Here is a 24,462-nt window from a genome sequence, read left to right as displayed (position 1 = left end):
GACGATAATAATTAATCAATATATTGACGATATGGCGCGCAAAGCACGCCACCGCGCTAGTCTTGGTTATCCGGTTGCCAGGCCAGAAGATCGCCAGGCTGGCAGTCGAGGATCCGGCAGATTTTATCTAACGTCTCCAGCCTGACGCCCTTCACCTTGCCGTTCTTCAGCAGGGACAGATTTTGTTCGGTGATCCCCACCTGTTCCGCCAGTTCCTTCGAACGCATCTTCCTTTTGGCCAACATGACATCAAGACTTACTATTATCGCCACTCTATTCTCACACGAAAGAAAGCTGTTCTTCATTCAGCCGCAACGCTTCCAGGAACACCCGGCTAAACACCAGGATTGCGCAGCCTACGATCAGCGAGCGTACCGATTCGCTGTTGATACCATAATAAATTATTAGCAGCATTTTTTCATTGGCCGTCAGTATCATCACCTGCAACATCCCGGCCAGCGAGGGGAAAAGCACATCGACAATCAGCAGGATACCGATGATCTGTAACAACAGCATATTGTTGCGGTGCCAAACGTTACCGCGATAGAACTGGTAAAACAGCCCGGCGCCGCACAGTAATGCGCTGTAATAAGGCACGTAGGCGAACATGTCCAACAACAGGGTGGCCACTAAAGCCCAGCGTTGCTGCGGAACGGCATAGGCGTTCAGTTCTGGGTAATAGTCACGGTAGGACGCCACGATGCTGTTGAACGCCTCGCCCTGCACCCAACCCTGGACAATCATAAACATCTCCACGCCGGTGCTGACAATCAGCATCGTCATGATCAACAAACACAAGCAACGTACATAAAGCGGAAGGTGGATCCGTGGCGCAGCGCCCATAGCGATTTCATCCTTAAAAACAGCAATAAGTTATCGTAAAACGATAATTTATTGCTGTCAACGATCAACTGGACTGATGAGCGGCTGGGTGACAGGCGTAAAAAAGGCCGGAAACCCGGCCTTTTCTCAATGCTCGATGGATTTAGACCAGCTCAATCACATCAAACTTAACTTCACCGCTGAGGTCGGCTTCGTAATCAACGCCTTGCAGACCAAAACCGAACAGACGCAGGAACTCGGCCTTGTAGCCCAGGTAATCGGTCAGTTCGTTGATGTTGCTGTCGTCGATTTGTGCCCAGATTTCACGACAGGTGTTCTGCACGTCGTCGCGCAGTTCCCAGTCGTCCAGACGCAGACGGTGCTTCTCATCGGTATCCGGTGCGGTGCCGCTGTACAGCTTGGTGGCGAACAGACGTTGGATCTGCTCGATACAGCCTTCGTGGATCCCCTGCGCTTTCATGATTTTGAAAACGATAGAGATATACAGGGGCATAACCGGGATAGCGGAGGAAGCCTGAGTCACTACCGACTTCAGTACGGCAACGTAAGCCGCGCCGCCTTTGGCCTTCAGTTTCTGATCGATGGCCTGCGCCGCGCGATCCAGGTCTTCTTTGGCTTTGCCCAGCGTACCGTGCCAGTAGATTGGCCAGGTCAGATCGGTACCGATGTAGGAGTAAGCGACTGCCTGCACGTTGTCCGCCAGCACGCCGGCTTCTTCCAGTGCGTCCATCCACAGCTGCCAGTCCTGGCCGCCCATCACTTTGACGGTATCGGCAATTTCCTGCTCGTTGGCCGGTTCAACCACGGCTTCAACCAGCACGTCTTTGTTGGTGTCGAGCGCCACGGATTTGTACGGTTCGCCGATAGGTTTCAGCGCAGAGCGCACCACTTCACCGGTTTCCGGCATTTTACGCACCGGCGAAGCCAGCGAGTAAACCACCATGTCGATCTGGCCCAGATCCTGTTTGATCAGGTCAATGACCGTTTGGCGGCATTCGTTGGAGAACGCATCGCCGTTAACGCTTTTCGCGTACAGGCCTTCTTCTTTAGCTGCCTTGTCAAAACCGGCAGAGTTATACCAACCGGCAGAACCGGTTTTGCCTTCGCTGCCCGGCTTTTCAAAAAATACGCCGATAGTGGCCGCACCGCTGCCGAAGGCGGCATTGATACGTGACGCCAGGCCGTAACCGGTGGAAGCACCGATCACCAGCACTTTTTTCGGCCCGTTTTTCAGTTCGCCACGTGATTTAACGTAGGCGATTTGCTCACGGACATTGGCTTCACAACCTGCCGGGTGAGCGGTAGTGCAGATAAAACCACGAATTTTAGGTTTGATAATCATAGTAATTTTTTCTTGGTAGCTAAAAACCGAAGGACAATATACCTGATTTTATCAATATACTTAAGCTGGGTGCATGGCAGATTTGCAACAAGCCCAGTGAGCAGACCAGTCTCACTCGTTAAATCTCAGCCTTAAAGGAAGTGCGCACGTGAGTTTTATCGCCAAATTACACGCCGACGAAGTGGATATTGATCTCAACCTGGTGACTTCCATGCTCACCGACCAGTTTCCACAGTGGGCGGCGCTGGCGATAGCGCCGGTCGCTATTGCCGGTACCGATAACGTGATGCTGCGGCTGGGCGACGAGCTCTATATTCGTCTGCCGCGCACGCCGTCTGCAGCGGCGGCGCTTGAGCGGGAAAACCGTTACCCGGCGTTGCTATCCCGTTATCTGCCGGTCCCGGTTCCCATTCCGCTGGCGGAAGGTCAGCCGCAAGCAGGCTACCCTTTCAACTGGTGCGTAGGCCGTTGGATTCAGGGGAAAATGCCGGTTTGCGGCGAAGGCAGCCCTGGGCTGGCGCAACAGCTGGGGGAATTTGTCCACGCACTGCATGCCATCCCTGTTACCGAGCCTGAGTTGCAAAAGAGCCTGACCTCCTATCGTGGCGGCCCGCTTGGCGCCAGAGACGCCCTCACCCGCAACGCGATAGCGCAATGTGGTGACTATCTCGATACGGACATTCTGCTGCACGTATGGGAAACCGTTAGCCAGATACAGGAGAGCAGCGCTGCCCCATGCTGGATCCACACCGATATCCAACCGGGCAACCTGCTGGTCAACGAAGGTAAGTTAGCGGCGGTGATCGACTGGGGTGGTATGGCGATTGGCGATCCGGCGGTGGATTTGATTGTCGCGTGGAATTTATTGAGTCAGGACAACCGCGAGGATTTTAAACGCGCCGTGGATACCGATAAAGCCACCTGGCTGCGTGGCCGGGCCTGGGCATTGTCGATTGGCGTGATTGCGTATGCGTATTACGTTGAAAAAGAGCCTGCGTTGGCGCGGACTTCGCGTTATCAGATTGAGCAGGTAGCAGCGGACGTTGGGTTCTCGCTTTGAGGTTATCAGGTCAGGACATTCGGCCCTGACCTGCATACGGCTATCAGACCTTGTTCTTTTCCAACTGCTCAACCAGCGTATAGCGCAGTGAAGAAGCGTCAGCCGGGACGTTTTCCAGTTCTGTCACTTTAACCTTCAGGCGGTAGCGGTAACCGGGCTCGAAGGTAAAACCTTCGATCTGGCTGTAAAACATTTCCCACTGGCCCTGCACAGAGTGGCGAACCTGCATGCATTTCATTGGGGCTACGCCCATGCAATCTACCAGCGCGCTGTTAACCAGCAACACTTCCGTATGATCTCCGTCTTTATTCACGGGTTGGCTCACTTTCGCTCCCTCCTGGCTGCAGCCGGCGAGGCCGACTAAGGCGATAAATAACAACGCTTTGATTTTCAACGTAATGCACCATTGAGACTTTAGGTGGGCCGATAGTAACAAAGCCACTGCCACCGCGGCCAGCAGCATGTTCTTAATTTTCAGTGAACGAGCCGAAACTCCGGCGAATCGCTACAGGTTTGGGTCTCCGCGACCTGAATCGCCTGATGGCACATCCCTACGGAACAAAAATACGCCCGCTATTTCTGGCGCGGCCACTACGGTTTTTTCTAGTTCATACGGTACACACAACCCGCCCCTGCCAACCAGATTTGCCAAGCTCACCTTCTGGGGCTAAGTTTATGAAACTACTAATCCTACAGGGGTTTTCTATGCGTTCGCTTTCTTGCCTTTTGCTCGCAAGTTCCTTGGCTTTATTGTCGGGCTGCGCCAACCAGCCGCAGGTGACCAGCGACTATGACCACAGCACCAATTTTAGCCAATACCATACCTACGGCTTTGCTACAGAGGCCGAGGGGCAGTACTTAACGCTGACGGGTAAATATATTCATAGCGCCATAGCGCAACAGATGGAGCAGCGCGGCTATAAGCTGAGCGCATCCCCAGACCTGTTGGTTTACAGCAGCGCAATGAAACAAAACAAAGTGCAGGTGAATGACTCCCCCGCGCCGATTGGCCGCTGGGGCTATGCCGGCTGGGGCGGATACAATCAAACGCTGTGGACCTACACCGAAGGCACCCTGACGGTGGATCTGGTGGACAGCAAGAAGAAACAGCTGGTCTGGCGCGGAACCGCCAGCGACACGCTCAACTCAGACGCGCAACCTGCCAGCCAGGCGCAGCTTCAACAGGCGGTAGCCGCGCTGTTTGCCGCTTATCCCTTCCGGGCTGGAGCTGCAAACCGCTGATGTTTTTGAATCATTAACAGGAAAGCTTAGCCACCCGCACAAGCCCTATTTCAGCCAATAGGGCTTGATGTATCTGTTGCACTGTTAAGCTGACAGATCACCACGTTATCCCCCCAACACCTCTCGTCCCCCTCGTAGCTATCATGCAGAAAAACGATCTTCCTCTGTAGCGCGTTTTATTACCGGAATTTGAGTCTGGGGAAAGCCGGGGTTGCAGCTTATTTTTTCTAATTTCTAAAATACGCTTATAAATCAAACACAAAAAAAGACCGAATACGATTCCTATATTCGGTCTAGGGAAATGGCTCTTGGGAGAGAGCCGTGCGCTAAAAGTTGGCATTTTGTGCAAGGCTTGTTCAGCCGTGCACTTTAAGAGTAGCTTACCGCGCTATTTTTGCCAGCCAGCCGCACGGCTGGTGATAGTTTCATTGCGGAATTAATTTCGTGCAATTATCCATCACCGGTTAACCTCGCACTAAGCCATTGGGGGATAAGCGATTAGTTCGCGCAGAGCTTCTCGGCGCGTTCGCGGTACGGCTCAACACTCATCTTATGGCCCGGATTGGCGGCGTCATCGAGCAGGATCACGTCCAGCGGTTGAGCGCGTTGCTGCCCTGCTTTCACCTGCGCTTCTGCGGCCGCGTTAAGCGGGTACTGCATCAGCGTGCTGTTGTTGAGCACGAACAACGCACCGCCGCTGCGGCACTGCAGCGTCACTTCTTCTTTGGTGAACGCCCACTGCTTGCCGTATTCCAGCTTGGTGATGTTCACCAGTTGATCTGCTGCCAAAGCACCGGTCGCGGTTGCCAGCAGCGTCATGCCAAGTAATACCGATTTCATGTTATGGCCTTAGGGTTGCTATTTGATTCAATTTTCCCGCAGTTTGGGGGCATCCGGCAAGCCGGAATGTTATACCGGCGCATAGGTTGCAAATAAACTGACCAACAGCAGCACCACCGCCCCTAACCCCAACTCCGCCCAGCAGGCAAGCACCAGCCCGCGCTGCGCCAGCCTTGGCATGCTGCTCATCGCCGGGACGACGGCGTAGCGGTTGGCTAATGCCACCATAACCATCAGCGCCACCAGCGCGGTTTTAAACAGCAGCAGGCGTTGGTACGGAGAATCTACGTCCAACGGCCAACTGCCGAGAATGATCAAACTGTTGATTACGCCGGTCAGCAGCACCAGCGCCACAGCCAGGTGTCCCCAGCGCGAGAAGCGTATCAATGTGGTCACCGCGTCGCTGCGCCACTGCGGTTGGGCCAGATAGCGCAAACAGACCAGCAGCGGCAACAGGCTGCCAAACCAGTACCCGGCCGCCAGCAGGTGCAGCGCATGATTGAAACGATGCAGTGCGCCAAGCCCCCCACCATGCATCGCCGCATGGCCGATAAACGCCATGCTGACCAACAGCAATGTGGAAAGCAGTGCCAGCAGTTGTGTACGACGTGGCTCGGCGAGCCACAGGCTCAGCAACGCCAGCATTGAAATGCCCAGGTGCCAGCGCCAAACCTCGCCAAAGGTGGTGCCCAGTACCGCCCACCACACGTCTAGCCGCCAGGTATCTGCCCAGCCGTCCCCCATCAGCCCGGCCTGAATAGCCAGCAACGCAATAGCGGAAAGCCCGGCAAGCCAGGTGCAAGAGACCAACAAAGGACGCACATCACGGGTGAGATACGGAGAAAGGCGCTGCGGCGACAATAAGGCGGTGAATAAGCTGGAGCCAAATATCAGCATCACCGCCGCAAAGTGCACAAAGCGACACAGGACAAACAGGGTCGCCAGACTCATGGGTCAGTTTACGGTGAAGCTGTATTGGCCCTTGGTTTTATGACCGTCGACCGACACCACATGCCAGCTGACGTTATATTTGCCTGCCACCAGATCGCCTTCGATAGGCAGATTGACCTGGGTATTGTTGTTCGCATCGAGCTGCAGCTTGCCGGTTTTCACTTCGGCGTTGTCTGGGCCGGTGATTTTAATGCCGCTGAAGTTGGGCTCAATACCCTCGGAGAAATTGAGCGTCAGCACCTTGGGTGCCGGACTCACGCTGGCGTCTGCCGCCGGCGTTTCAACTTTTAAATGGGCATGCGCCAGTGCCTGCTGTGAGGACAGCCCGACAAACAGCACGAAAATGGTGGAAAGCAGGCGATAAGAAGTCCGAATTTTACCGATCACAGTGATATCCCTTAAAGCAATAATCGAGGGTGATAAGGAGCCAGGCTAACCGCCAGGGCGATGTATCAGCAGCCCAACCCACCGCAGATGATTGCGCCACGGGTAAACAGAATTACGGGAGTAACCCCCTGTTTTGACTCTCAACCTTCCCTGTAGCGTATCGCGTCAAATGATAACGAGTGTCATTATGCAAGTCGAGCAGAACGCTGGCATTTTGCGATCCAGTAGCACATATCGCTGTAAAACCGCGATAAATGCAGGGCATAAAAAAACCGCGCACCGGCCAACGCCGACACGCGGTTTTCTACAAAAGGATTAGGCCTGGCCGTTACCGTTTTCGCCGGCCGCACCCATTTTCTTCAGATCTTTATCAATGAAGAACAGGGCATTGCCGCTGTTGCCCACCAGCGCCAGTTTATCCAGTACGGACTTGAACAGCTTCTCTTCTTCGTGCTGCTCGGCAACATACCACTGCAGGAAGTTGAAGGTTGAATAGTCATGAGCGGTCATTGCCGCGTGCGCCAGTTCATTAATCTGGCGGGTGATCAGTTGCTCATGTTCGTACGTCTGTTGGAACACCTCTGCCAGGGAACCAAACTCAACCGGCGGCGCGGCGATGGTGCCCAGCAGCGGCAGTGCACCGGTATCACTGAGGTATTCGAACAGGCGCTGCATGTGCTGCATCTCTTCCTGAGAGTGTTCTTTAAGGAATGCCGCGGCACCTTCAAAGCCTTTATCGCTGCACCAGGCACTCATTTGCAGATACAGGTTGGCAGAGTAGAACTCCAGGTTCAGTTGCTCGTTCAGCTTTTTGGTCATTTCAGGCGTCAGCATAATCATTCCTTTATTTTGCAGGTATCAACTTAATTTTTCCGCATTATGCCCTGACGAAAACAAAATAAACACACCTGATTTACATCATCGATGATTTAATTTTAAATTAAAACAAAATCAAATGGTTATAAAAAACACCAATTATTCATTTAAATAATTATGATAACTATTTCCATCTGTAAATTTAATCAAAAAGCGAATCATTCTTATTTAAAATAATAAATGAATTGCATTGCTGAACGAATAATAAATAACCTTTTCCGTTACCGATTATTGGTGACCGTCCCCCCCTGCGCGCTTCAGGCTTGCCAAGCGCCGCCGGGTGGATTACCTTCTGCGCTGATCCAATGCGGTAACAGTAAGGAGAATACGGTGGGTTACAATTTGGCAGAGCTTTCCAAAGAAGAGATGGACAAAGTGAACGTTGATCTCGCAGCTTCCGGCGTGGCGTTCAAAGAGCGCTACAACATGCCGGTGATCCCCGAAATGGTTGAGCGTGAACAGCCCGAACACCTGCGTGATTATTTCCGCGAACGCGTGGCGCACTACCGTGCCGAATCGCACAAGTATTCGCGCCTGCCGTACGAACCGAAATCCAAATAATAAAAGCCCGCCGTAGTGGCGGGCTCGGTGTCATTTGCCGGCAAATTTGTCGGTCGCCAGCATTAACTGGTGCAGGATGCCGGGCTCATCGAATGAGTGTCCGGCCCCCTCAACAATATGCAGTTCCGCCTCCGGCCAAGCCTTCGCCAGATCCCAGGCGTTTTGTACCTGGCAAGCCATATCGTAACGGCCATGGATGATCACCGCCGGAATATGCCGGATCAGCGGAACGTTGCGCAGCAGTTGATCGTCGCTGTCCAGGAAGCCCAGATGAGTAAAGTAGTGGTTTTCGATACGGGCGAACGCCAGCGCGAAATCGTCCTCGCCAAAAGAAGCCGACTCGCTGCTGGGCAGCAAGGTCACCGTCTCCCCTTCCCACACGCTCCACAGTTTGGCCGCTTCCAGCTGCACCTGCGGATCCGTTGAGGTCAGGCGCTGGCGATAAGAAGCAATCACGTCCTTGCGTTCTTCCTCTGAAAGAATCGACAACACACGTTCCCACTTCTCCGGGAAGAAGCGCGAAGCGCCGTCCTGATAGTACCAATGCAGCTCCTGCTTGCGCAGGGTAAAGATGCCGCGCAGCACCATTTCACTGACGCGCTGCGGATGAGTCTGTGCGTAGGCCAACGCCAACGTTGAGCCCCAGGAGCCGCCAAACACCAGCCACTGATCGACACCGGCCATTTCGCGCAGCCGTTCGATGTCCTGCACCAGGTGCCAGGTGGTGTTGTTGTCCAGGCTGGCATGCGGCTTGGAACGGCCACAGCCACGCTGATCGAACAGCAATACCTTGTAGCGCTGCGGATCGAACAGTTGCCGGTGGTAAGGGGAAATGCCCCCCCCCGGCCCACCGTGAATAAAGACTGCCGGTTTACCGTTCGGGTTACCGCTCAGTTCCCAGTAGATCCGGTGGCCATCCCCGGTGTCCAGCCAACCGCTGTCATATGCTGCTAACGGCGGGTACAAACCTCGTAATTGTTCCATGGCGCTTCCGTCTCTCTGTGGGTCATACCCTCATCAAAGCCGAAGCCACTCATTTGGTCAACGGTAAATCCTGAAAACTCCTACGCTCCCCAACAAGTTAAGGTTCGTTTGCTTAAAATGAATACGACTTGCCGGCAAAATACCGGCTGGCCGTTGAGAGCCAGCCGTAGAATCAACCCCGCTTACGCAGATGCGGTTCGCGCATTTCCTGCGCGGTTTTGGCCTCAATGCTCAGTTCCGCCGTTGGCCGCAATAGCAAGCGCGCCAGGCCAATAGGCTCTCCGCTTTCACGGCAATAACCATAGTCGCCGTTATACAAACGCGTCAGCGCCGCGCTGATTTTCGGCAGCAAACGGCTTTCGCGATCCAACTGGCGAAACAGCAACCGCAAGTCTTCTTCGCGCGCGGCCTTGTCCGCTTCGTCACCTGAAACTTCACCGCTGTCGATATCCCGCTTCAACGCATCGATGTGCTGCAGCAGTTTTTGCTGCTCTTCCAGCAAGCGCTGGCGAAAAAAAGCCCGCTGCGTCGGGTTCATGTAGTCAGACTCCGGCATGGCCAGGAGCTGTTGCTGGTTTAACATGGAAACGACTGTCATGGCGCTCTCCGGTTAGGAATTAATTGTTATATTATAACATATCAAATATTTTCAGCAGCCTTTCCTGAAAAACAAAATTCAACCTATAAACAATCGATTAACTAAAACACCTGCTTTCATGCTTGCATCCGACAGGCGTAAGGGGGTTAATGGCTGAGCAACCCACCCAACCATAGGTAACTGAGAGGCCATCATGAGTAAGGGAATGGATAGCAAAAAAAATGCGAAGAAGAAGCCGTTGAAAACCCCTGCTGAAAAACGCGCAGGCAAACGCGCCAAAAAAGGGCAAACGTCCGGCGAGTAAGCGAACTTCTAACCGTAGAGTTAAACCCGCCAAGGCGGGTTTTTTGTTGCCTGAAATAACGTCCCCGCTTTCAACGGTTGGCATTGGCGTAACGGCCCGTTAAGCTAAACTTGTGCAGCCATCCTGAGGAAACCATGAATTTACGCGTAATAGATACTGAAACCTGCGGGCTGGAAGGCGGCGTAGTCGAAGTGGCCTCTGTCGATCTGATTGACGGGCAAATCACCAACCCCATGAGCGATTTGATCAGTCCTGACAGGCCAATTGGCATTGAAGCCATGGCCATTCACCACATTACAGAGCAGATGGTCGAAGGGAAACCGCGGATTGCGGTGGCGATCGGGCGTTATCTCGGCAGCCCCTACTATGTCGCTCACAATGCGGCTTTCGATCGCGGCGTACTGCCTGAAATGCACGGCGCCTGGATCTGCACCATGAAGCTGGCCCGTAACCTGTACCCGGACATCAAATACGGCAACCAATATCTGCGCTACGCGCTCAATCTGGATGTGCAATTGCCGCAGGACACGACGCTGTATCCGCACCGCGCATTGTATGACTGCTACGTGACCGCCGCGCTGCTGCAACGCATCATCAAGGATTCAGGCTGGACCCCGGAGCAAATGGCGCAAATCACCGAGCAGCCGGTGCTGTTGAAGAAGTTTAAGTTCGGAAAATACCGTGGGCAGGAAATTGATCGCATTGCGCAGGAAGATCCCGGCTATTTGCGCTGGATGCTGAAATCCATTGAAGATCTCAGCCCGGACATGAAACACACGCTGAAATACTATCTGATCGGCTGAAGAAAGCGGGCAGCGCCAGCCGCCCGCCAGAAGGTTACTCCGCCAGCGCCAAAATAAAGGCGTACTCCAGCGCGATATCCTCGTAGGCCTTGAAACGCCCGGACTTGCCGCCGTGGCCGGAATCCATATCGGTATACAGCAGCAGTTGGCGGTCGTCAGTTTTCAACTCACGCAATTTCGCTACCCACTTGGCCGGTTCCCAATACTGTACCTGCGAGTCGTGCAGGCCGGTGGTGACCAGCATATGCGGGTAATCCTGCGCCTTGACCTGATCGTACGGGCTGTACTGCAAAATGTAGTCGTAATAAGCTCGTTCGTTCGGGTTGCCCCACTCGTCATACTCACCGGTGGTCAGTGGAATAGACTCGTCAAGCATGGTGGTGACCACGTCGACAAACGGCACTTGCGCCACGATGCCGTTGAACAGCTGTGGTGCCTGGTTAATCACCGCGCCCATCAGCAAGCCGCCGGCGCTGCCACCCATGGCGAATACCCGTTTGGCATCGCCGTAGCCTTGAGCAATCAAGGTTTCCGTCACGTCGATAAAGTCGTTGAAGGTATTTTGCTTGTTGAACAGCTTGCCGTCTTCGTACCACAGCTGCCCCAATTCGCCGCCGCCGCGAATGTGCGCCAGCGCAAAGACAAAACCGCGATCCAGCAGGCTCAAGCGGCTGGCGCTAAAGGCCGGATCCATGCTGCTGCCGTAAGAGCCGTAGCCATACACCATCAGCGGGTTGCTGCCGTGCACGAAGCTATCCGGGCGATAAACCAGCGAAACCGGCACCTCGACACCGTCGCGCGCCTTCACCCAGACTCGCTCGCTGCGGTAATTTTCCGGGGTAAAGTTTTTCACTTCCTGCTGTTTGAGCATCACACGTTCGCCGCTGTCGAGATTCAACTCATACAGCGTAGTGGGCGTGGTCATCGAGGAGTAACCATAGCGCAGCAGCTCGGTTTCCGGCTCCGGATTGTATGCCAGCCAGGTGGTGTAGGTCGGATCGTCGAAGGCAATGCGCTTCACTTCACCGCTCTGCCAGTGAATTTGTCGCAGTTGGGTCAACCCCTCGCTGCGTTCCTCTACCACCAGCCAGTCGCGGAACAGGCTAAAGCCTTCCAGCATCACTTCCACGCGGGGAGCAATCAACGTCTGCCACTGCGCTTCGTCCGCCTGCTCGCTCTGGTACAGGCCGAAATTTTTGCCGTCCTTGTTGGAACGAATGTAGAAATGCTGATGATAGTGATCGATACCGTATTCATGATCCTTGCGGCGCGGCACAAACATCTGCGGCGTGCTGTCGGCGCGATCGGCGTCCAGCAGCAGAATTTCCGAGGTGGTGGTGCTGCTCAGGTGGATCAGAATGAAACGTTCGGAGGTGGTTTTTTCCAACCCGACATAGAAGGTGTCATCCAGCTCTTCGTAGATCAATTCATCAAGCTGCGGATCGGTACCTACCACATGGCGATAAACCTGATACGGCAACAGCGTTTTAGCGTGTTTACGCACGTAATACACGGTGGCTGAATCATTGGCCCACTCGAAGTTGCCGGAGGTGTTTTCCAGCACTTCGTCGGTCCAGCTGTCGTCGCTGAGGTTTTTGAAACGAATGTCGTATTGGCGACGGGAGAGGAAATCCTCCGCTACCGCCAGCCGCTGGTTGTCGGGGCTGACTTCCAGCCCGCCAAGGGTATAAAACTCTCGCTGCTCGGCGCGCTGGTTGCCGTCGATCAGGGTGTCCCAATGTTCGCTTTCCGCCTGCGGCTGACGCACATAAATCGCGTACTCATTGCCCGGTTCGAAGCGCGTCTGATAGCGGTAGCCGTTTCTGACATAGGGGACTGAATGTTCCTGCTGAGGAATGCGCGCCACCATTTCTTCATACAGCGTTTCGCGCAGGGCCTGCTGTGGTTTAAGCGCCGCATCGGTGAAGGCGTTTTCCGCCTGCAGGTAGTCCAATACCTGCGGGTCTGCGCGATCGTCGTCGCGCAGCCAATAGTAGTCGTCCACACGCGTGTCGCCGTGAACCGTAATGGGATAAGGACGTTTTTCTGCCTTAGGGGGGGTCATCATTGTTAAATCATCCGCTTACCTTGTTTAAGGCAAGAGTGACACGATTCCCCCCGGCTTGCCAAGCGGCGCTATGCCAGCTCGCGTTTTTTCTCGTTCACGTCGTTTTCTATGCCCTGCTTGACGTCCGCCGGGATCTTCAACGACTGCGCCAGAGCATCAAGATAGCCACGCTCCATAAAGTGATCCACGTCGATCACCATGCAGCTCAGGTAATATACCTCCAGCGCTTCGTCTTCATTCTTGACGCTCTGGGCGATCAAATCCGGGTTAAGCGGCTGGTCGATCGCCTCTTGCACCCATTTTTGCGCTTCTTCACCCACCTGCAGCTGTTCCAGGCTGTGGTCGATGGCGAGCTTTTCTTCCGCATCGATATGCCCGTCGCTTTTGGCGGCAAACACCAGCGCCTGCACCAGACGTTTGGCACGCAAATCCACCGGCGTGGTCTGCAGGCCAAACTGCGGTTCGTTCTGGTGGGTTTCTTTCACCCGTTGTTTGTACTTATTCCACAGCACTGCACCAACCGCTGCGCTGCCGCCGATAATCAACGCATTCTTACCGAATTTGCCGACCAGCTTGCGCGAAGACTTATTCGCCAGCAAAACGCCCACCAGGCCACCCAGCGCAGTCGGGGCCAGCAGCTTGCCGATACCTTCCGAACCGCCGATTGAACCGGCCTTTTGCCCAATCATCGATTGGATCTGCTGCATCCAGTTATTTTTCATGCTTTACCCTTTGCGTGAGGAAACAAGGCGTGCAGGCACAAAAAGGCCAAGCCGCCAGTAAAGCGTCAGATTAGGGGATTTTTTGTCAGTTTACGTATGGGGGATGAAAACCTGTGTAGCGGGGAACATTGATGGCGGGAAAAGGCCGACTTCGCCATCAGGCGCCAGCCGGCCACTCGCGGATTAAGGCTGTTCGCCCTCTTCGCCCGGCTGGTCTTCTTCCTGTTCGTATTCCGCCAGTTCGTCACGCATTGCCTGAATCGACTCGCGAGCCAACAGCGCCAAAGTGCGGTAAAAACCGGTGGTGGCGTGAGCTTCTACTTTGCCGAGGAAACGGCCGCACCATGGCAGCAGATAATCGTCAAACAGCGTGATTTGCGCCTGCGCTTCGTCTTCCTGAGACTGGTCTTCCAGCCAGGAGGCCGCCAGCAACAAAGAACCGAAATGATCGGCCGGCGCTTCTCCGAGCGGCATGCCGCGCTGCTGCAGGAAAGTACGCACTTCCGCTTCGGTTGCCCCTTCAACATAGGCCGAACGGAAAGGTGACACGCTGCATTCGCTGCCGACGAACATGGCGTTGAAGTCGCTGGACAGCAGGTTCACATCACAACCCTGCTGCAGGCGTACCAAGAGTTCGTCCTGTTCCAGCGGCCAGTGCTGTTGCAGTTTGCCTTCTTTGATCAGCGTAAACAGCGGCACCAGCAACGGATCCTGCGGCTGGCGATAAAACAGCGTACCCAGCACGCGGCAAACAACGGAAAACTCATTCATGATAATGCCTTATACAATACGGAAAAATTTGCCGGGACGATGTCACAAATCGGCCAATTCCGCAATCGCCGGCTTGCCGCGACGCTCGAGAAAATCGAGCAGGCGTCGTGGGCTCACGTTGAGAATACGCTCCTGCGGGAACTCCACCTCGGCAATGATGCGTTCGCAGTGTTCGAAACCGCCGAGCGAGAAAGCGATGTGTGAATCCGAGCCCAGCGCTAACCAGCCACCGGCATCACGCACCGCGGCGGCGATGGCCCGGCAGTTATCCTCGCTGCCCTTGCGCGAATGGGTGAACGACGAATTGTTCAGTTCCAATGCCACGTCGTATTTGGCCGCGGCGGCAGCAACCGCCGCAATATCGATCGGATATCTTGGGTTGCCAGGGTGGCTGATTATGTGCACGTCACCTTGCGCCATCGCGGCGATCATCGCTTCGGTATTGGCCGCTTTATCCTGCGGTGCAAATACCGGCTCGTGGAAACCGGCAATAATCACGTCAATTTTATCCAGCATCGGGCCGGTGCAGTCGATATCGCCCTGCAGGTTTTTGATGTTGGCCTCGATGCCGCGCAATATGCCCACGCCGTCCACCAGACGTGGCCACACGTGCATGTTCATAAAGTGCCAATAATGCGGCGCATCGGCCATATCCGGGCCATGGTCGGTGATGGCGAACAGTTTGATGCCCTTTTGCCGGGCTTCGACGATGTAGTCATGCAGCGTACTGTAGGCGTGGGTGCTGGCGACGGTGTGCATATGTAAATCAACGGGGTACATTACTTCTCCTTCTTGGCGGCCTGCCGTAAATACGGCGGCAGGCGCGGTTTATTATTCAATTAGCTTAGCAGGTGCATCACCGAAAGATCAGTAACCCAGTTGCACATCCACCACGCCGGCCGGTGTTTGGCCGGATTCAAGCGCACGGATGTTTGCCGCTATCTGATCCATCGCCGCTTCCGGCAAGGTGATGGCAGCAATATGCGGGGTAATGGTGACACGCGGATGACGCCAGAACGGATGCGCCTGTGGCAGCGGTTCCTCAACGAACACATCCAGCGTAGCGGCGGCGATTTGCCCCTGCTCCAGCGCCTGCAGTAAATCGTCCTCAACCAGATGCGCGCCACGCGCCAGATTGATCAGATAAACGCCAGGCGCCAGGTGCGCAAACAGTTGCTGATTGAGGATACCGGCGGTTTCCGGCGTATTGGGCAGCAGGTTGATCAGCAATTGCACGCCATCGAGAAACGCGGCGCGTTGCTCTGCACCGGCAAAACTCTGCACACCGGCAATCTGTTTAGGGCTGCGGCTCCAGCAACGCACGTTGAAACCAAACTCCGCCAGTTTCAGCGCCACGCTTTTCCCCAACACCCCCGCCCCCAAAATGCCAATGGTGAAATTCTCCTGCTGATGGGGATCGAGCGGTTGCCACTTCTGCTGCTGTTGCAGCAACTGATATTCATCAAAACGGCGGAAATAACGCAGCACATAGCTAAGCGCATATTCCTGCATCTGTTGCGCCATGCCGGTGTCCTCAAGGCGCACCAGCGGAACGCCTGCCGGCAGAGTGCCGGGATGCTGGCGCTCTTGTTCCAGGATGGCGTCAACGCCCGCGCCGAGGGCAAAAACCCCTTTTAACTTGCCGCGATTCGCCAGCATCTCATAGGGCGGCCGCCACACCAGCGCATAATCCGCCGGACGATCGTCGCCAGGTTGCCAGGCACGTACCGTCGCCTGTGGCAGACGCTGCGACAGGCCTGTCAGCCAGTCCTGGGCGTTAAAGAAAGGGTGATAAAAAATGATGTTCATCTGTGCGGCTCCCGTCTGTTTTTATGCATTTGCATCCAGACTTCCGCGATTCGCCAACAGATGCAAGCGCTAAAGCTCAAAATGAAAACAGCCCCGACCAGTGGGGCTGTTTTTAGACCTAGGGATCTCAGGCTGCGGCAGGAGCGTCATGCCGGATAAGCCTGCGCAACAGCGGGATCAAAATCAGCATCACCACGCCAACGCCCGCGGCGCCCCAGCCCAGTACGCTGAACACCTCGCTGTAGCCAGGGTTAGTTTGCAACGGGGTACTGCCGCTGTTTTCCGGCATCAGGCCGGAGACATAGCCCGCCAGCACCGAAGCAACGCCGGTGACCATCATCCAGCAGCCCATCATGACGCCCTGATAACGCGGCGGCGCCAGTTTGCCGATCATCGCGTAACCGATAGGGGAAATCATCAGTTCGCCGATGCTCTGCAACACGTAACTGATCGCGATCCATTTGAACGCCACCAGCCCGTCGCCGCCGGCCAGGCTAATGCCCAACGGCAACACCAGCATGCCCATCCCGATGCAAAACAGCGAACCGGAGAACTGCATCGGAATATCGATATTGCAGCCGCGAGCGCGCAGGCGATTGAACCACCAGGCCATCAACGGGCCACCCACCACGATCACCAGCGTATTGATGTTCTGGATCCACTGCGGCGCCACCTGAATGCCATAAACGTTCAGATTGATATTGTGTTCGGAGAACAGCATCAGCCCCATTGGGGCCAGCTGATACAGCGCCCAAAACACCAGAGAGCCTAATGCCAGGATCAGGTAAGCCGTCATCCGGCGACGCTCGTCACGCGGATGGTGGCGCAACGTCACCACGCATAACATCAGGAAAATCAGTACTCCGAGGCCAATCACGAAGTGGCCGCTGAATTCAGCATGGGTCAGCATCACGCGGATAATGGGCACCAGTGCCACCAATACCGCCAGCCCGACCAGCATGCGCCAGCGGTATTGCGAACGGCTGGCATCGTGCAGCGGGGTGTTGAGATCGGCCAGAATGCGCCAGCGGCTGACAGCGACGATGATCGCCGCGGCATTGCCCAACGTGGCGAACAGGAACAGAGCGCGGTAGTTTTCGGTCAGTTGGAAATAGCCGGCCACGGTGAATCCGACAAAGAACCCCAGGTTCATCCCGGCGTAGTTCCACAAAAAGGCCGATTCGCGCCGATCGTCATCCGGTTTAAAGCGCTGGGTCAGCATCATATTAATACAGGTGACGTTCAGCCCGCTGCCGGTCAGGAACATCGCCAGCCCCCAATAAAGCCCCCAAACGCCCGCCACGGCGATCAATGCACAACCGATCACCTGCAGCACCATGCCCAGCACGAACAGGTTGCGGTTGCTGAGGAAGCGCCCGCCCAGGTAACCGCCAAACATATGCAAACCGTAGTTGAACGCACCAAATACGCCCATCATGGCGTTGGCGCTGCCTTCGCTGAAGCCCAGGCGCTTGGTGGCGTACAGCACCAGCGTGGAATACAGCACGGCAAAACCCAGGGTGGCAAAGATTTGGATAAAGAACAGTGCCCCGGCGCCCGGGGGGATGGCATGGCGCTGCGGCGCTGCCGTTGTGGAGTCCGATGGAGTCAAAATGAACCTCTACTGCATTATTATTTAATAGGTCAGTCCCTGTCTGCGTTATCACCGGCGTCTTGCCCGGCAACCTGCGCGGCGGTGTGATATTCCTTGCCAAAACCGCCGTGCCTGCACCAATCTATTTAGCGACACATATGACTAATAATCCAGTATTAATGCATATAACTGCACCATGGATAATCCCACTGCTGATATATTGAGCTAACCAACACCAAAATGTACAAATATTAGCCTGCAAGGTAATTTAGCCCCATGAGGGTCCAGCGGATGTGTGTTCCGCGGTGGTCGATTGCTCGGGAAATCAGCAAATTGCTGCAAGTTTAGCTAAACAGTCATGGTTATGTCACAAGAGGGTTGACGCTGGGATCAGATTCTCCTACATTAGCGCCCGTCGACAGCGCAACGCGTTGGCGATGAAGTAAAACGGTGAGGTGTCTGAGTGGCTGAAGGAGCACGCCTGGAAAGTGTGTATACGCGAAAGTGTATCGAGGGTTCGAACCCCTCTCTCACCGCCATATTTTAATGAGAAAGCCTGGACGCAAGTTCAGGCTTTTTTGTTGCCTGCGGCGCAGGAAACGCCCTGGCGAAACTGCCTGTGCGTGCGGTTCGCCGTAGTTTTCGGCAAAGCGAACACAGGTTAACCGGACGCGTCGAAACCAAGAAATTCTGCTTGACCGGATCGCCCTCTCTCCCTATAGTAGCGCCCCGTTGCACCAGTGAGTACGCAACAACAAAATACGGTGAGGTGTCTGAGTGGCTGAAGGAGCACGCCTGGAAAGTGTGTATACGCGAAAGTGTATCGAGGGTTCGAACCCCTCCCTCACCGCCATATTTTAAAGAGAAAGTCTGGATTAACCTCCAGACTTTTTTTTTTGCATCTCATACCGACCGGGAGCGTGAGTGCAGCGAATCAAGCCCTCCCTCACAGCCCTATTTAACGAGAAAGCCTGAACGCGAGTTCAGGCTTTTTTGCTGTCTGCAACCCGGCTCAGTGCGGCCGGTTGGCCATCATGTGCGGCTGCATTCCACCTCGGCGCCAGTCACCCGGGGTTTGGCCGTAATGGCGTTTAAAACTGCGATTGAAGGACTGTTGCGAATCGAAACCGAGTGAGATCGCCACGCTGACGATCGGCTCGCCGCTGTTGGCCAGGCGCTCGGCTGAAAGCCTCAGCTTCTGCATACGGATATACTCCCCCAGCGCGTAGCCGGTCTGGCGCTTGAACATGCGCTGCAGGTGCCATTTGGAATACCCCGCGCGCCCCGCCACGGTGTTGATATCCAGCTTCTCTTCCAGATTGTTGTCAATCCACTCAATCAAATCAGTAATAAAGCCCGTGCTATTCATGCTGACGCTCCCATGACGTTGGCAGGTAAATCCGCTGCCCGATGTCATTACGTTGCAGCAGTTTCGCACTAAATGCAATTTTTATTATTGCATTTAACGGAGGGGCACTTCTATAATCCACCCAATTAATGTAACCGATATTGATACATTAATGTGACAACAATGTGTTTCAAAACCTAACCGTTGCGCCGATGACGGTGCAACCGCACTGCCGTCGGCCCCAGGCCAGAGTCGTTACCCGGATAACAGGGCCGGGTGTATGGCCTGATCGTGCTTACCCACTGGAAATAAAAAGAATGCCAAGCCAGCCAAACTCATTGTTCCCCTCTCCAGGCCGTCATAACGCCATCGGTTTCGGCGCACGCCTCTCGGCGATTGCGCTGCTGGTCACGTTGCTGGCCGGGTGTGATAACAGCGCCGCCAAGAATGCGGCCCCCCCGCCGCCTGCCGTCAGCGCCGCCGACGTGGTAATCAAACCCATCAGCCAATGGGATACCTTTAATGGCCGAATCGAAGCGGTGCAAAGCGTGCAGTTGCGTCCGCGGGTTTCCGGCTATATCGACAAGGTGAATTACACCGAAGGCGACGAAGTCAAGAAAGGTCAGGTGCTGTTTACCATAGACGATCGTACCTACCGCGCCGCGCGCGAACAGGCTCAGGCCGAACTGGTACGGGCACGCAACCAGGCCGCGCTGGCGCGCAGCGAATCCAGCCGTACCGAGAAACTGATTGGCAGCCAGGCGATTTCGACCGAGGTATGGGAACAACGCCGCTCCTCCGCCGCACAGGCACAGAGCAACGTTTTAGCGGCCCAGGCCCAGTTCGACATGGCACAGCTGAATCTCGACTTTACCCGAGTGATCGCCCCGATCGACGGTCGCGCCAGCCGCGCCATGATCACTGCCGGTAACCTGGTCACCGCCGGCGACAGCGCCAGCGTGCTCACCACGCTGGTCTCGCTCGATAAGGTGTATGTCTATTTCGACGTCGATGAAGCCACCTTCCTACGGTACCAAAACGATGGTCGACGCACGGCAAAACTGCCGGTGAAGGTCGGGCTGGTGGGGGAAGACGGCTATCCGCATCAGGGCGTGGTGGATTTCACCGATAACCAACTGAACGCCGGCACCGGCACCATTCGTATGCGCGCCCTGCTGGAAAACGCCGAGCGCCGCTTTACGCCAGGGCTGTTTGCACGGGTGCAGATGCCCGGCAGCGCCGTGTTCAACGCCATGCTGATTGACGACAAGTCGGTAATGACCGATCAGGACCGCAAGTTTGTTTATATCGTCGATAAAGACGGCAAGGCGCAGCGCCGAGACATCGAGGTAGGCCGCGTGGCTGACGGACTGCGCATTGTCCGCAAAGGCCTGTCTGCGGGCGATCGGGTGATCGTCGACGGTATGCAAAAAGTGTTTATGCCGGGCATGCCGGTTGCAGCAAAAACCGTGGCGATCAACGCCGATGCTTCCGCGCTTAACTAAGCCCCAGCAGGAATTCTGAGCCATGGACTTTTCCCGTTTTTTCATCGACCGACCGATTTTTGCCGCGGTGCTGTCGATCCTGATTTTTGTCGGCGGTGTGATTGCCATCCCGCTGTTGCCGATCAGCGAGTACCCTGACGTCGTGCCGCCCAGCGTGCAGGTGCGCGCAGAATACCCGGGCGCCAACCCGAAAGAGATTGCCGAAACGGTTGCAACGCCGCTGGAAGAAGCGATCAACGGCGTCGAAAATATGATGTACATGAAATCGGTAGCCGGTTCCGACGGTGTCCTGGTAACCACCGTCACCTTCCGCCCGGGTACGGATCCTGACCAGGCACAGGTGCAGGTGCAAAACCGCGTGGCGCAGGCCGAAGCGCGCCTGCCGGAGGATGTGCGTCGCCAGGGGGTAACCACCCAGAAGCAATCACCTGCCCTAACGCTGGTGGTGCATTTGGTCTCCCCTTCCGGCAAATACGATTCACTGTACCTGCGCAACTACGCCACCCTGAAGGTCAAGGATGAGCTGGCCCGTTTGCCGGGGATCGGTCAGGTACAGATCTTCGGTGCGGGCGAATATGCGATGCGCATCTGGTTGGATCCGAACAAGGTCGCTTCACGCGGGCTGACGGCCTCTGACGTGGTTACCGCCATGCAGGAGCAAAACGTGCAGGTTTCCGCCGGCCAGTTGGGGGCGGAACCTATGCCGACCCGCAGCGATTACCTGCTGTCGATCAACGCGCAGGGCCGCCTGCAGACCGAGGAAGAGTTCGGTAATATCATTCTCAAAAGCGGCGACAACGGCGAGATCGTCCGCCTGCGTGACGTAGCACGAATTGAAATGGGGTCCGGCAGCTATGCGTTACGTGCCCAGCTCAATAATAAAGACGCGGTCGGGATTGGTATATTCCAGGCACCGGGTGCCAATGCCATTGAGCTGTCCAATGCGGTGCGAGCCAAAATGGCCGAGCTGTCGACCCGCTTTCCGGACGGCATGAGCTGGGAATCGCCGTACGACCCTACGGTGTTCGTGCGCGATTCTATCCGCTCGGTAATAGATACCCTGCTTGAAGCGGTGCTGCTGGTGGTTCTGGTGGTCATCCTGTTCCTGCAGACCTGGCGCGCGTCGATCATCCCGCTGCTGGCGGTTCCGATCTCCATCGTCGGCACCTTTGCTGCGCTCTATCTGTTGGGTTTCTCGCTCAATACGTTGAGTTTGTTCGGGCTGGTGCTGGCCATCGGTATCGTGGTCGACGACGCCATCGTGGTGGTGGAAAACGTCGAGCGTAATATTGAAGAAGGTCTGTCGCCGCTGGCGGCAGCGCATCAGGCAATGCGCGAAGTCTCCGGCCCGATTATCGCCATCGCCGTGGTGCTGTGCGCCGTGTTCGTCCCAATGGCGTTTCTTTCGGGCGTTACCGGCCAGTTTTATAAGCAGTTTGCCGTCACTATCGCCATTTCGACCGTAATTTCCGCCATCAACTCGCTGACCCTGTCACCGGCATTGGCAGCGCTATTGCTCAAACCGCACGGTGCGCCGAAGGACATGCCGTCACGCCTGATTGATCGGTTATTCGGTTGGCTGTTCCGCCCGTTCAACCGCTTCTTTGCCAACAGTTCGCAACGTTATCAGCGTGGGGTTTCACGTGCGTTAGGCAAGCGTGGCGCGGTATTTGTGGTGTATGTGCTGTTGCTGTGTGCCGCTGGGGTGATGTTTAAAACCGTTCCGGGCGGATTTATCCCGACTCAGGACAAACTTTACCTGATTGGCGGGGTGAAAATGCCGGAAGGTTCGTCACTGGAGCGTACCGATGCGGTGATCCGCAAGATGAGCGCTATCGGCCTGAGCGTCGACGGCGTAACCGATGCAGTCTCCTTCCCCGGTTTGAATGCGTTGCAATTCACCAATACGCCCAACACCGGTACCGTGTTCTTTGCGCTTGAATCGTTAAGCACCCGCACCCGCAGTGCGGCGCAGATTAACGCCGAAATTAACGCCAAGATTTCGCAGATCCAGGAAGGCTTCGCCTTCTCGATCATGCCACCGCCCATTCTCGGCATCGGTCAGGGTTCCGGGTATTCGCTGTATATTCAGGATCGTGCCGGTCTGGGGTATGGCGCGCTGCAGACTGCGATCAATACGATGTCGGGTGCCATCATGCAAACGCCGGGCATGGGCTTCCCTATTTCGTCTTATCAGGCCAACGTGCCGCAGTTGGACGCAAAAATTGACCGTGACAAGGCCAAGGCGCAAGGCGTACCGCTTAACGCATTGTTTAGCACGCTGCAGACCTACCTTGGTTCGTCATACATCAATGACTTCAACCGCTACGGCCGCACCTGGAAAGTGATGGCCCAAGCTGATGGTCAGTTCCGCGACAGCGTGGAGGATATCGCCAACCTGCGCACCCGTAACGATAAGGGTGAAATGGTGCCGATTGGCAGCATGGTCAGCATCAGCACCACCTACGGCCCGGACCCGGTGATCCGCTACAACGGTTTCCCGGCGGCGGACCTGATTGGCGATGCCGATCCACGGGTGTTGTCATCGTCACAGGCAATGAGTGAACTGACCAGCATGGCCAATAAGCTGTTACCGAACGGTATGAACATCCAATGGACCGACCTGAGCTACCAACAGTCAACCCAGGGCAATGCGGCGATTATTGTGTTCCCGGTGGCGGTACTGCTGGCCTTCCTGGCATTGGCGGCGCTGTACGAAAGCTGGACGCTGCCGCTGGCGGTGATCCTGATCGTGCCGATGACCATGCTGTCGGCGCTGTTCGGCGTCTGGCTGACCGGCGGCGACAACAACGTGTTCGTCCAGGTAGGGTTAGTGGTATTGATGGGGCTGGCCTGTAAAAACGCCATTTTGATTGTCGAGTTCGCCCGCGAACTTGAGCTACAGGGCAGAAGCATCATGGAAGCGGCGCTGGAAGCCTGCCGTCTGCGACTGCGGCCGATCGTGATGACCTCTATCGCCTTTATCGCCGGAACCATTCCCCTGATCCTGGGGCACGGTGCCGGGGCCGAAGTGCGCGGCGTCACCGGTATTACGGTGTTTGCCGGCATGCTGGGCGTCACGCTGTTCGGGTTGTTCCTGACCCCGGTGTTCTACGTAACCCTGCGTCGTATGGTCACACGTAAGGCACGTCAGCAAACGGCCTAATCTTCCGTTTGTATCAGCCATAAAAAAGCCCGGTTTAAACACCGGGCTTTTTCTTTGTTTTAGCGTTTAGCGTGATTTATTTTTCCGCTGTCACTGCATCCTGACCGGCACGCGCCATATATTCCGCACAGGCACGCTTATCGCCCCGCTCCAGCTCGGCCAACGCGTCGGCTACCGTATGGCGCGCCAGTACTTCTAGCGACGCTTCTTCCGCTTCGTTTACCACCGACTTGAAATACCAACAGGCATTGGCGCTGACCAGGCAGCGGGCCGGCACTTCCGGGCGGGCGGCCCAGATGCGCTTATCGTCAATCACGGACAGGTAAATATCTCGCAGGGTGATCTGCTCCACCGGACGCCCCAGGTGAATCGAACCATTACGGCCGAGGGTAGAAACGATGATGCCATTTTTGGTCAAGGGCACCATCAGCTTGCGGATAAAACTGGGATTGGCTTCCAGACCGGCGGCAAGGACCGCGCTGGTCGAACGCACGCCCAGCTTTTCAGCCACGGCTACGCTAAGTACCATTTGCAACGCTGTCGGAAAGCGAAAATCTAACATGTTTTTATCTCTGTCTCCGGGAGACCCAATTCTCAGGTTTGGCCGGGGTGGCATCACGCCACAACACCCGCTCAATTGCACAATAATATAACAAACACTGTTGCACTATTGAAGTTATGCCCGGAT

24 protein-coding genes and 2 tRNA genes are annotated in these 24,462 nt (G+C 55.6%); 8 read left to right on the top strand and 18 right to left on the bottom strand.

The window, feature by feature from the left end; all coding sequences use genetic code 11:
• Positions 1-56 precede the first annotated feature (56 nt).
• The 3 genes from AAZT04_RS05585 to fabV form a co-directional block, all read right to left on the bottom strand.
• Positions 57-272: a helix-turn-helix domain-containing protein gene (locus tag AAZT04_RS05585; RefSeq protein ID WP_041415317.1), complete on the bottom strand. Its 216-nt coding sequence runs from the start codon at positions 270-272 to the stop codon at positions 57-59.
• 7 nt (positions 273-279) lie between these two features.
• Positions 280-843, bottom strand: coding sequence for a DUF2975 domain-containing protein (locus AAZT04_RS05580; RefSeq protein WP_048760583.1), 564 nt, complete (start codon positions 841-843; stop codon positions 280-282).
• A gap of 142 nt (positions 844-985) precedes the next feature.
• Positions 986-2,185: an enoyl-ACP reductase FabV gene (gene fabV / locus AAZT04_RS05575; protein WP_020826387.1), complete on the bottom strand. Its 1,200-nt coding sequence runs from the start codon at positions 2,183-2,185 to the stop codon at positions 986-988.
• A gap of 148 nt (positions 2,186-2,333) precedes the next feature.
• Here fabV and AAZT04_RS05570 point away from each other — a divergent pair, with 148 nt between their 5' ends.
• Positions 2,334-3,245 carry an aminoglycoside phosphotransferase family protein gene (locus AAZT04_RS05570; protein WP_260628924.1) on the top strand — a complete coding sequence of 304 codons (912 nt, stop codon included), beginning with the start codon at positions 2,334-2,336 and terminating at the stop codon, positions 3,243-3,245.
• Positions 3,246-3,288: 43 nt separating this feature from the next.
• Here AAZT04_RS05570 and AAZT04_RS05565 read toward each other — a convergent pair whose 3' ends face one another.
• A complete protein-coding gene (locus AAZT04_RS05565; RefSeq protein ID WP_041415315.1) occupies positions 3,289-3,639 on the bottom strand; it encodes a DUF4377 domain-containing protein in 351 nt (116 codons plus the stop codon).
• Positions 3,640-3,950: 311 nt separating this feature from the next.
• Between AAZT04_RS05565 and AAZT04_RS05560 the strand changes: the two genes are divergently transcribed.
• Positions 3,951-4,487 (top strand): DUF4136 domain-containing protein, encoded by a 537-nt coding sequence (locus tag AAZT04_RS05560; RefSeq protein WP_046373856.1) that lies wholly within the window; start codon positions 3,951-3,953, stop codon positions 4,485-4,487.
• Between the two features lie 498 nt (positions 4,488-4,985).
• On the opposite strand, the gene AAZT04_RS05555 is transcribed toward AAZT04_RS05560, so the two are convergent.
• The 4 genes from AAZT04_RS05555 to ftnA form a co-directional block, all read right to left on the bottom strand.
• Positions 4,986-5,327 carry a YebY family protein gene (locus AAZT04_RS05555; protein WP_020826380.1) on the bottom strand — a complete coding sequence of 114 codons (342 nt, stop codon included), beginning with the start codon at positions 5,325-5,327 and terminating at the stop codon, positions 4,986-4,988.
• A 69-nt stretch (positions 5,328-5,396) separates the two neighbouring features.
• Complete coding sequence (gene copD / locus AAZT04_RS05550; protein ID WP_129982538.1) at positions 5,397-6,278, bottom strand: copper homeostasis membrane protein CopD; 882 nt, start codon at positions 6,276-6,278, stop codon at positions 5,397-5,399.
• Positions 6,279-6,281: 3 nt separating this feature from the next.
• Entirely contained in the window at positions 6,282-6,665 is a 384-nt protein-coding gene (gene yobA, locus AAZT04_RS05545; RefSeq protein ID WP_116690738.1) for a CopC domain-containing protein YobA, read from the bottom strand.
• Positions 6,666-6,980: 315 nt separating this feature from the next.
• On the bottom strand, positions 6,981-7,499 hold the full coding sequence (ftnA, locus tag AAZT04_RS05540) for a non-heme ferritin (protein WP_020826377.1): 519 nt from the start codon (positions 7,497-7,499) through the stop codon (positions 6,981-6,983).
• Between the two features lie 372 nt (positions 7,500-7,871).
• Here ftnA and AAZT04_RS05535 point away from each other — a divergent pair, with 372 nt between their 5' ends.
• Positions 7,872-8,102 (top strand): DNA polymerase III subunit theta, encoded by a 231-nt coding sequence (locus tag AAZT04_RS05535; protein WP_020826376.1) that lies wholly within the window; start codon positions 7,872-7,874, stop codon positions 8,100-8,102.
• Positions 8,103-8,132: 30 nt separating this feature from the next.
• Here AAZT04_RS05535 and pip read toward each other — a convergent pair whose 3' ends face one another.
• Complete coding sequence (pip, locus tag AAZT04_RS05530) at positions 8,133-9,086, bottom strand: prolyl aminopeptidase (protein WP_020826375.1); 954 nt, start codon at positions 9,084-9,086, stop codon at positions 8,133-8,135.
• Between the two features lie 172 nt (positions 9,087-9,258).
• Positions 9,259-9,684 (bottom strand): RNA polymerase-binding protein DksA, encoded by a 426-nt coding sequence (gene dksA, locus AAZT04_RS05525; protein ID WP_261107822.1) that lies wholly within the window; start codon positions 9,682-9,684, stop codon positions 9,259-9,261.
• Between the two features lie 438 nt (positions 9,685-10,122).
• Here dksA and exoX point away from each other — a divergent pair, with 438 nt between their 5' ends.
• Positions 10,123-10,791 (top strand): exodeoxyribonuclease X, encoded by a 669-nt coding sequence (exoX, locus tag AAZT04_RS05520; protein ID WP_176983858.1) that lies wholly within the window; start codon positions 10,123-10,125, stop codon positions 10,789-10,791.
• A 34-nt stretch (positions 10,792-10,825) separates the two neighbouring features.
• Here the strand turns inward: exoX and AAZT04_RS05515 are convergent, their stop codons facing one another.
• From AAZT04_RS05515 to AAZT04_RS05490, 6 genes are all read right to left on the bottom strand, one after another.
• Positions 10,826-12,859, bottom strand: coding sequence for a S9 family peptidase (locus tag AAZT04_RS05515; protein WP_115059095.1), 2,034 nt, complete (start codon positions 12,857-12,859; stop codon positions 10,826-10,828).
• 68 nt (positions 12,860-12,927) lie between these two features.
• A complete protein-coding gene (locus tag AAZT04_RS05510; protein ID WP_020826371.1) occupies positions 12,928-13,581 on the bottom strand; it encodes a tellurite resistance TerB family protein in 654 nt (217 codons plus the stop codon).
• A 183-nt stretch (positions 13,582-13,764) separates the two neighbouring features.
• Complete coding sequence (locus AAZT04_RS05505) at positions 13,765-14,352, bottom strand: TorD/DmsD family molecular chaperone (protein ID WP_020826370.1); 588 nt, start codon at positions 14,350-14,352, stop codon at positions 13,765-13,767.
• Between the two features lie 42 nt (positions 14,353-14,394).
• A complete protein-coding gene (locus AAZT04_RS05500; RefSeq protein WP_122078614.1) occupies positions 14,395-15,132 on the bottom strand; it encodes a phosphatase in 738 nt (245 codons plus the stop codon).
• 87 nt (positions 15,133-15,219) lie between these two features.
• Positions 15,220-16,161, bottom strand: coding sequence for a glyoxylate/hydroxypyruvate reductase GhrA (gene ghrA / locus AAZT04_RS05495; RefSeq protein ID WP_334647759.1), 942 nt, complete (start codon positions 16,159-16,161; stop codon positions 15,220-15,222).
• A 127-nt stretch (positions 16,162-16,288) separates the two neighbouring features.
• The gene (locus AAZT04_RS05490; RefSeq protein WP_434679205.1) at positions 16,289-17,773 is read right to left on the bottom strand and encodes a peptide MFS transporter; all 1,485 of its coding nucleotides are present in this window, start codon (positions 17,771-17,773) and stop codon (positions 16,289-16,291) included.
• 431 nt (positions 17,774-18,204) lie between these two features.
• Between AAZT04_RS05490 and AAZT04_RS05485 the strand changes: the two genes are divergently transcribed.
• A tRNA-Ser gene (locus AAZT04_RS05485) sits at positions 18,205-18,294 on the top strand.
• Between the two features lie 224 nt (positions 18,295-18,518).
• Positions 18,519-18,608 (top strand) — tRNA-Ser (locus AAZT04_RS05480).
• A 159-nt stretch (positions 18,609-18,767) separates the two neighbouring features.
• On the opposite strand, the gene AAZT04_RS05475 is transcribed toward AAZT04_RS05480, so the two are convergent.
• On the bottom strand, positions 18,768-19,124 hold the full coding sequence (locus AAZT04_RS05475; RefSeq protein ID WP_020826366.1) for a helix-turn-helix domain-containing protein: 357 nt from the start codon (positions 19,122-19,124) through the stop codon (positions 18,768-18,770).
• 296 nt (positions 19,125-19,420) lie between these two features.
• Here AAZT04_RS05475 and AAZT04_RS05470 point away from each other — a divergent pair, with 296 nt between their 5' ends.
• Positions 19,421-20,608: an efflux RND transporter periplasmic adaptor subunit gene (locus tag AAZT04_RS05470; protein ID WP_020826365.1), complete on the top strand. Its 1,188-nt coding sequence runs from the start codon at positions 19,421-19,423 to the stop codon at positions 20,606-20,608.
• 22 nt (positions 20,609-20,630) lie between these two features.
• Complete coding sequence (gene sdeB / locus AAZT04_RS05465; protein ID WP_116690743.1) at positions 20,631-23,774, top strand: multidrug efflux RND transporter permease subunit SdeB; 3,144 nt, start codon at positions 20,631-20,633, stop codon at positions 23,772-23,774.
• Positions 23,775-23,850: 76 nt separating this feature from the next.
• Here sdeB and AAZT04_RS05460 read toward each other — a convergent pair whose 3' ends face one another.
• On the bottom strand, positions 23,851-24,336 hold the full coding sequence (locus AAZT04_RS05460; RefSeq protein WP_262032820.1) for an RrF2 family transcriptional regulator: 486 nt from the start codon (positions 24,334-24,336) through the stop codon (positions 23,851-23,853).
• Positions 24,337-24,462: the final 126 nt, after the last annotated feature.

This window comes from Serratia sp. Je.1.23.a (assembly GCF_051129805.1).
Taxonomy (GTDB): domain Bacteria; phylum Pseudomonadota; class Gammaproteobacteria; order Enterobacterales; family Enterobacteriaceae; genus Serratia; species Serratia liquefaciens.
This window is presented reverse-complemented; position numbering and strand designations above follow the sequence as displayed.

Excerpts from the sequence above, each read along its gene's own strand:
- AAZT04_RS05470 (WP_020826365.1), top strand. The coding sequence starts at position 19,421 with ATGCCAAGCCAGCCAAACTCATTGTTCCCCTCTCCAGGCCGTCATAAC.
- AAZT04_RS05475 (WP_020826366.1), bottom strand. The coding sequence starts at position 19,124 with ATGAATAGCACGGGCTTTATTACTGATTTGATTGAGTGGATTGACAAC.
- sdeB (WP_116690743.1), top strand. The coding sequence starts at position 20,631 with ATGGACTTTTCCCGTTTTTTCATCGACCGACCGATTTTTGCCGCGGTG.
- AAZT04_RS05505 (WP_020826370.1), bottom strand. The coding sequence starts at position 14,352 with ATGAATGAGTTTTCCGTTGTTTGCCGCGTGCTGGGTACGCTGTTTTAT.
- ftnA (WP_020826377.1), bottom strand. The coding sequence starts at position 7,499 with ATGCTGACGCCTGAAATGACCAAAAAGCTGAACGAGCAACTGAACCTG.
- AAZT04_RS05500 (WP_122078614.1), bottom strand. The coding sequence starts at position 15,132 with ATGTACCCCGTTGATTTACATATGCACACCGTCGCCAGCACCCACGCC.
- fabV (WP_020826387.1), bottom strand. The coding sequence starts at position 2,185 with ATGATTATCAAACCTAAAATTCGTGGTTTTATCTGCACTACCGCTCAC.
- AAZT04_RS05560 (WP_046373856.1), top strand. The coding sequence starts at position 3,951 with ATGCGTTCGCTTTCTTGCCTTTTGCTCGCAAGTTCCTTGGCTTTATTG.
- AAZT04_RS05515 (WP_115059095.1), bottom strand. The coding sequence starts at position 12,859 with ATGATGACCCCCCCTAAGGCAGAAAAACGTCCTTATCCCATTACGGTT.
- dksA (WP_261107822.1), bottom strand. The coding sequence starts at position 9,684 with ATGACAGTCGTTTCCATGTTAAACCAGCAACAGCTCCTGGCCATGCCG.
- AAZT04_RS05510 (WP_020826371.1), bottom strand. The coding sequence starts at position 13,581 with ATGAAAAATAACTGGATGCAGCAGATCCAATCGATGATTGGGCAAAAG.
- AAZT04_RS05580 (WP_048760583.1), bottom strand. The coding sequence starts at position 843 with ATGGGCGCTGCGCCACGGATCCACCTTCCGCTTTATGTACGTTGCTTG.
- exoX (WP_176983858.1), top strand. The coding sequence starts at position 10,123 with ATGAATTTACGCGTAATAGATACTGAAACCTGCGGGCTGGAAGGCGGC.
- copD (WP_129982538.1), bottom strand. The coding sequence starts at position 6,278 with ATGAGTCTGGCGACCCTGTTTGTCCTGTGTCGCTTTGTGCACTTTGCG.
- pip (WP_020826375.1), bottom strand. The coding sequence starts at position 9,086 with ATGGAACAATTACGAGGTTTGTACCCGCCGTTAGCAGCATATGACAGC.
- AAZT04_RS05555 (WP_020826380.1), bottom strand. The coding sequence starts at position 5,327 with ATGAAATCGGTATTACTTGGCATGACGCTGCTGGCAACCGCGACCGGT.
- ghrA (WP_334647759.1), bottom strand. The coding sequence starts at position 16,161 with ATGAACATCATTTTTTATCACCCTTTCTTTAACGCCCAGGACTGGCTG.
- AAZT04_RS05460 (WP_262032820.1), bottom strand. The coding sequence starts at position 24,336 with ATGTTAGATTTTCGCTTTCCGACAGCGTTGCAAATGGTACTTAGCGTA.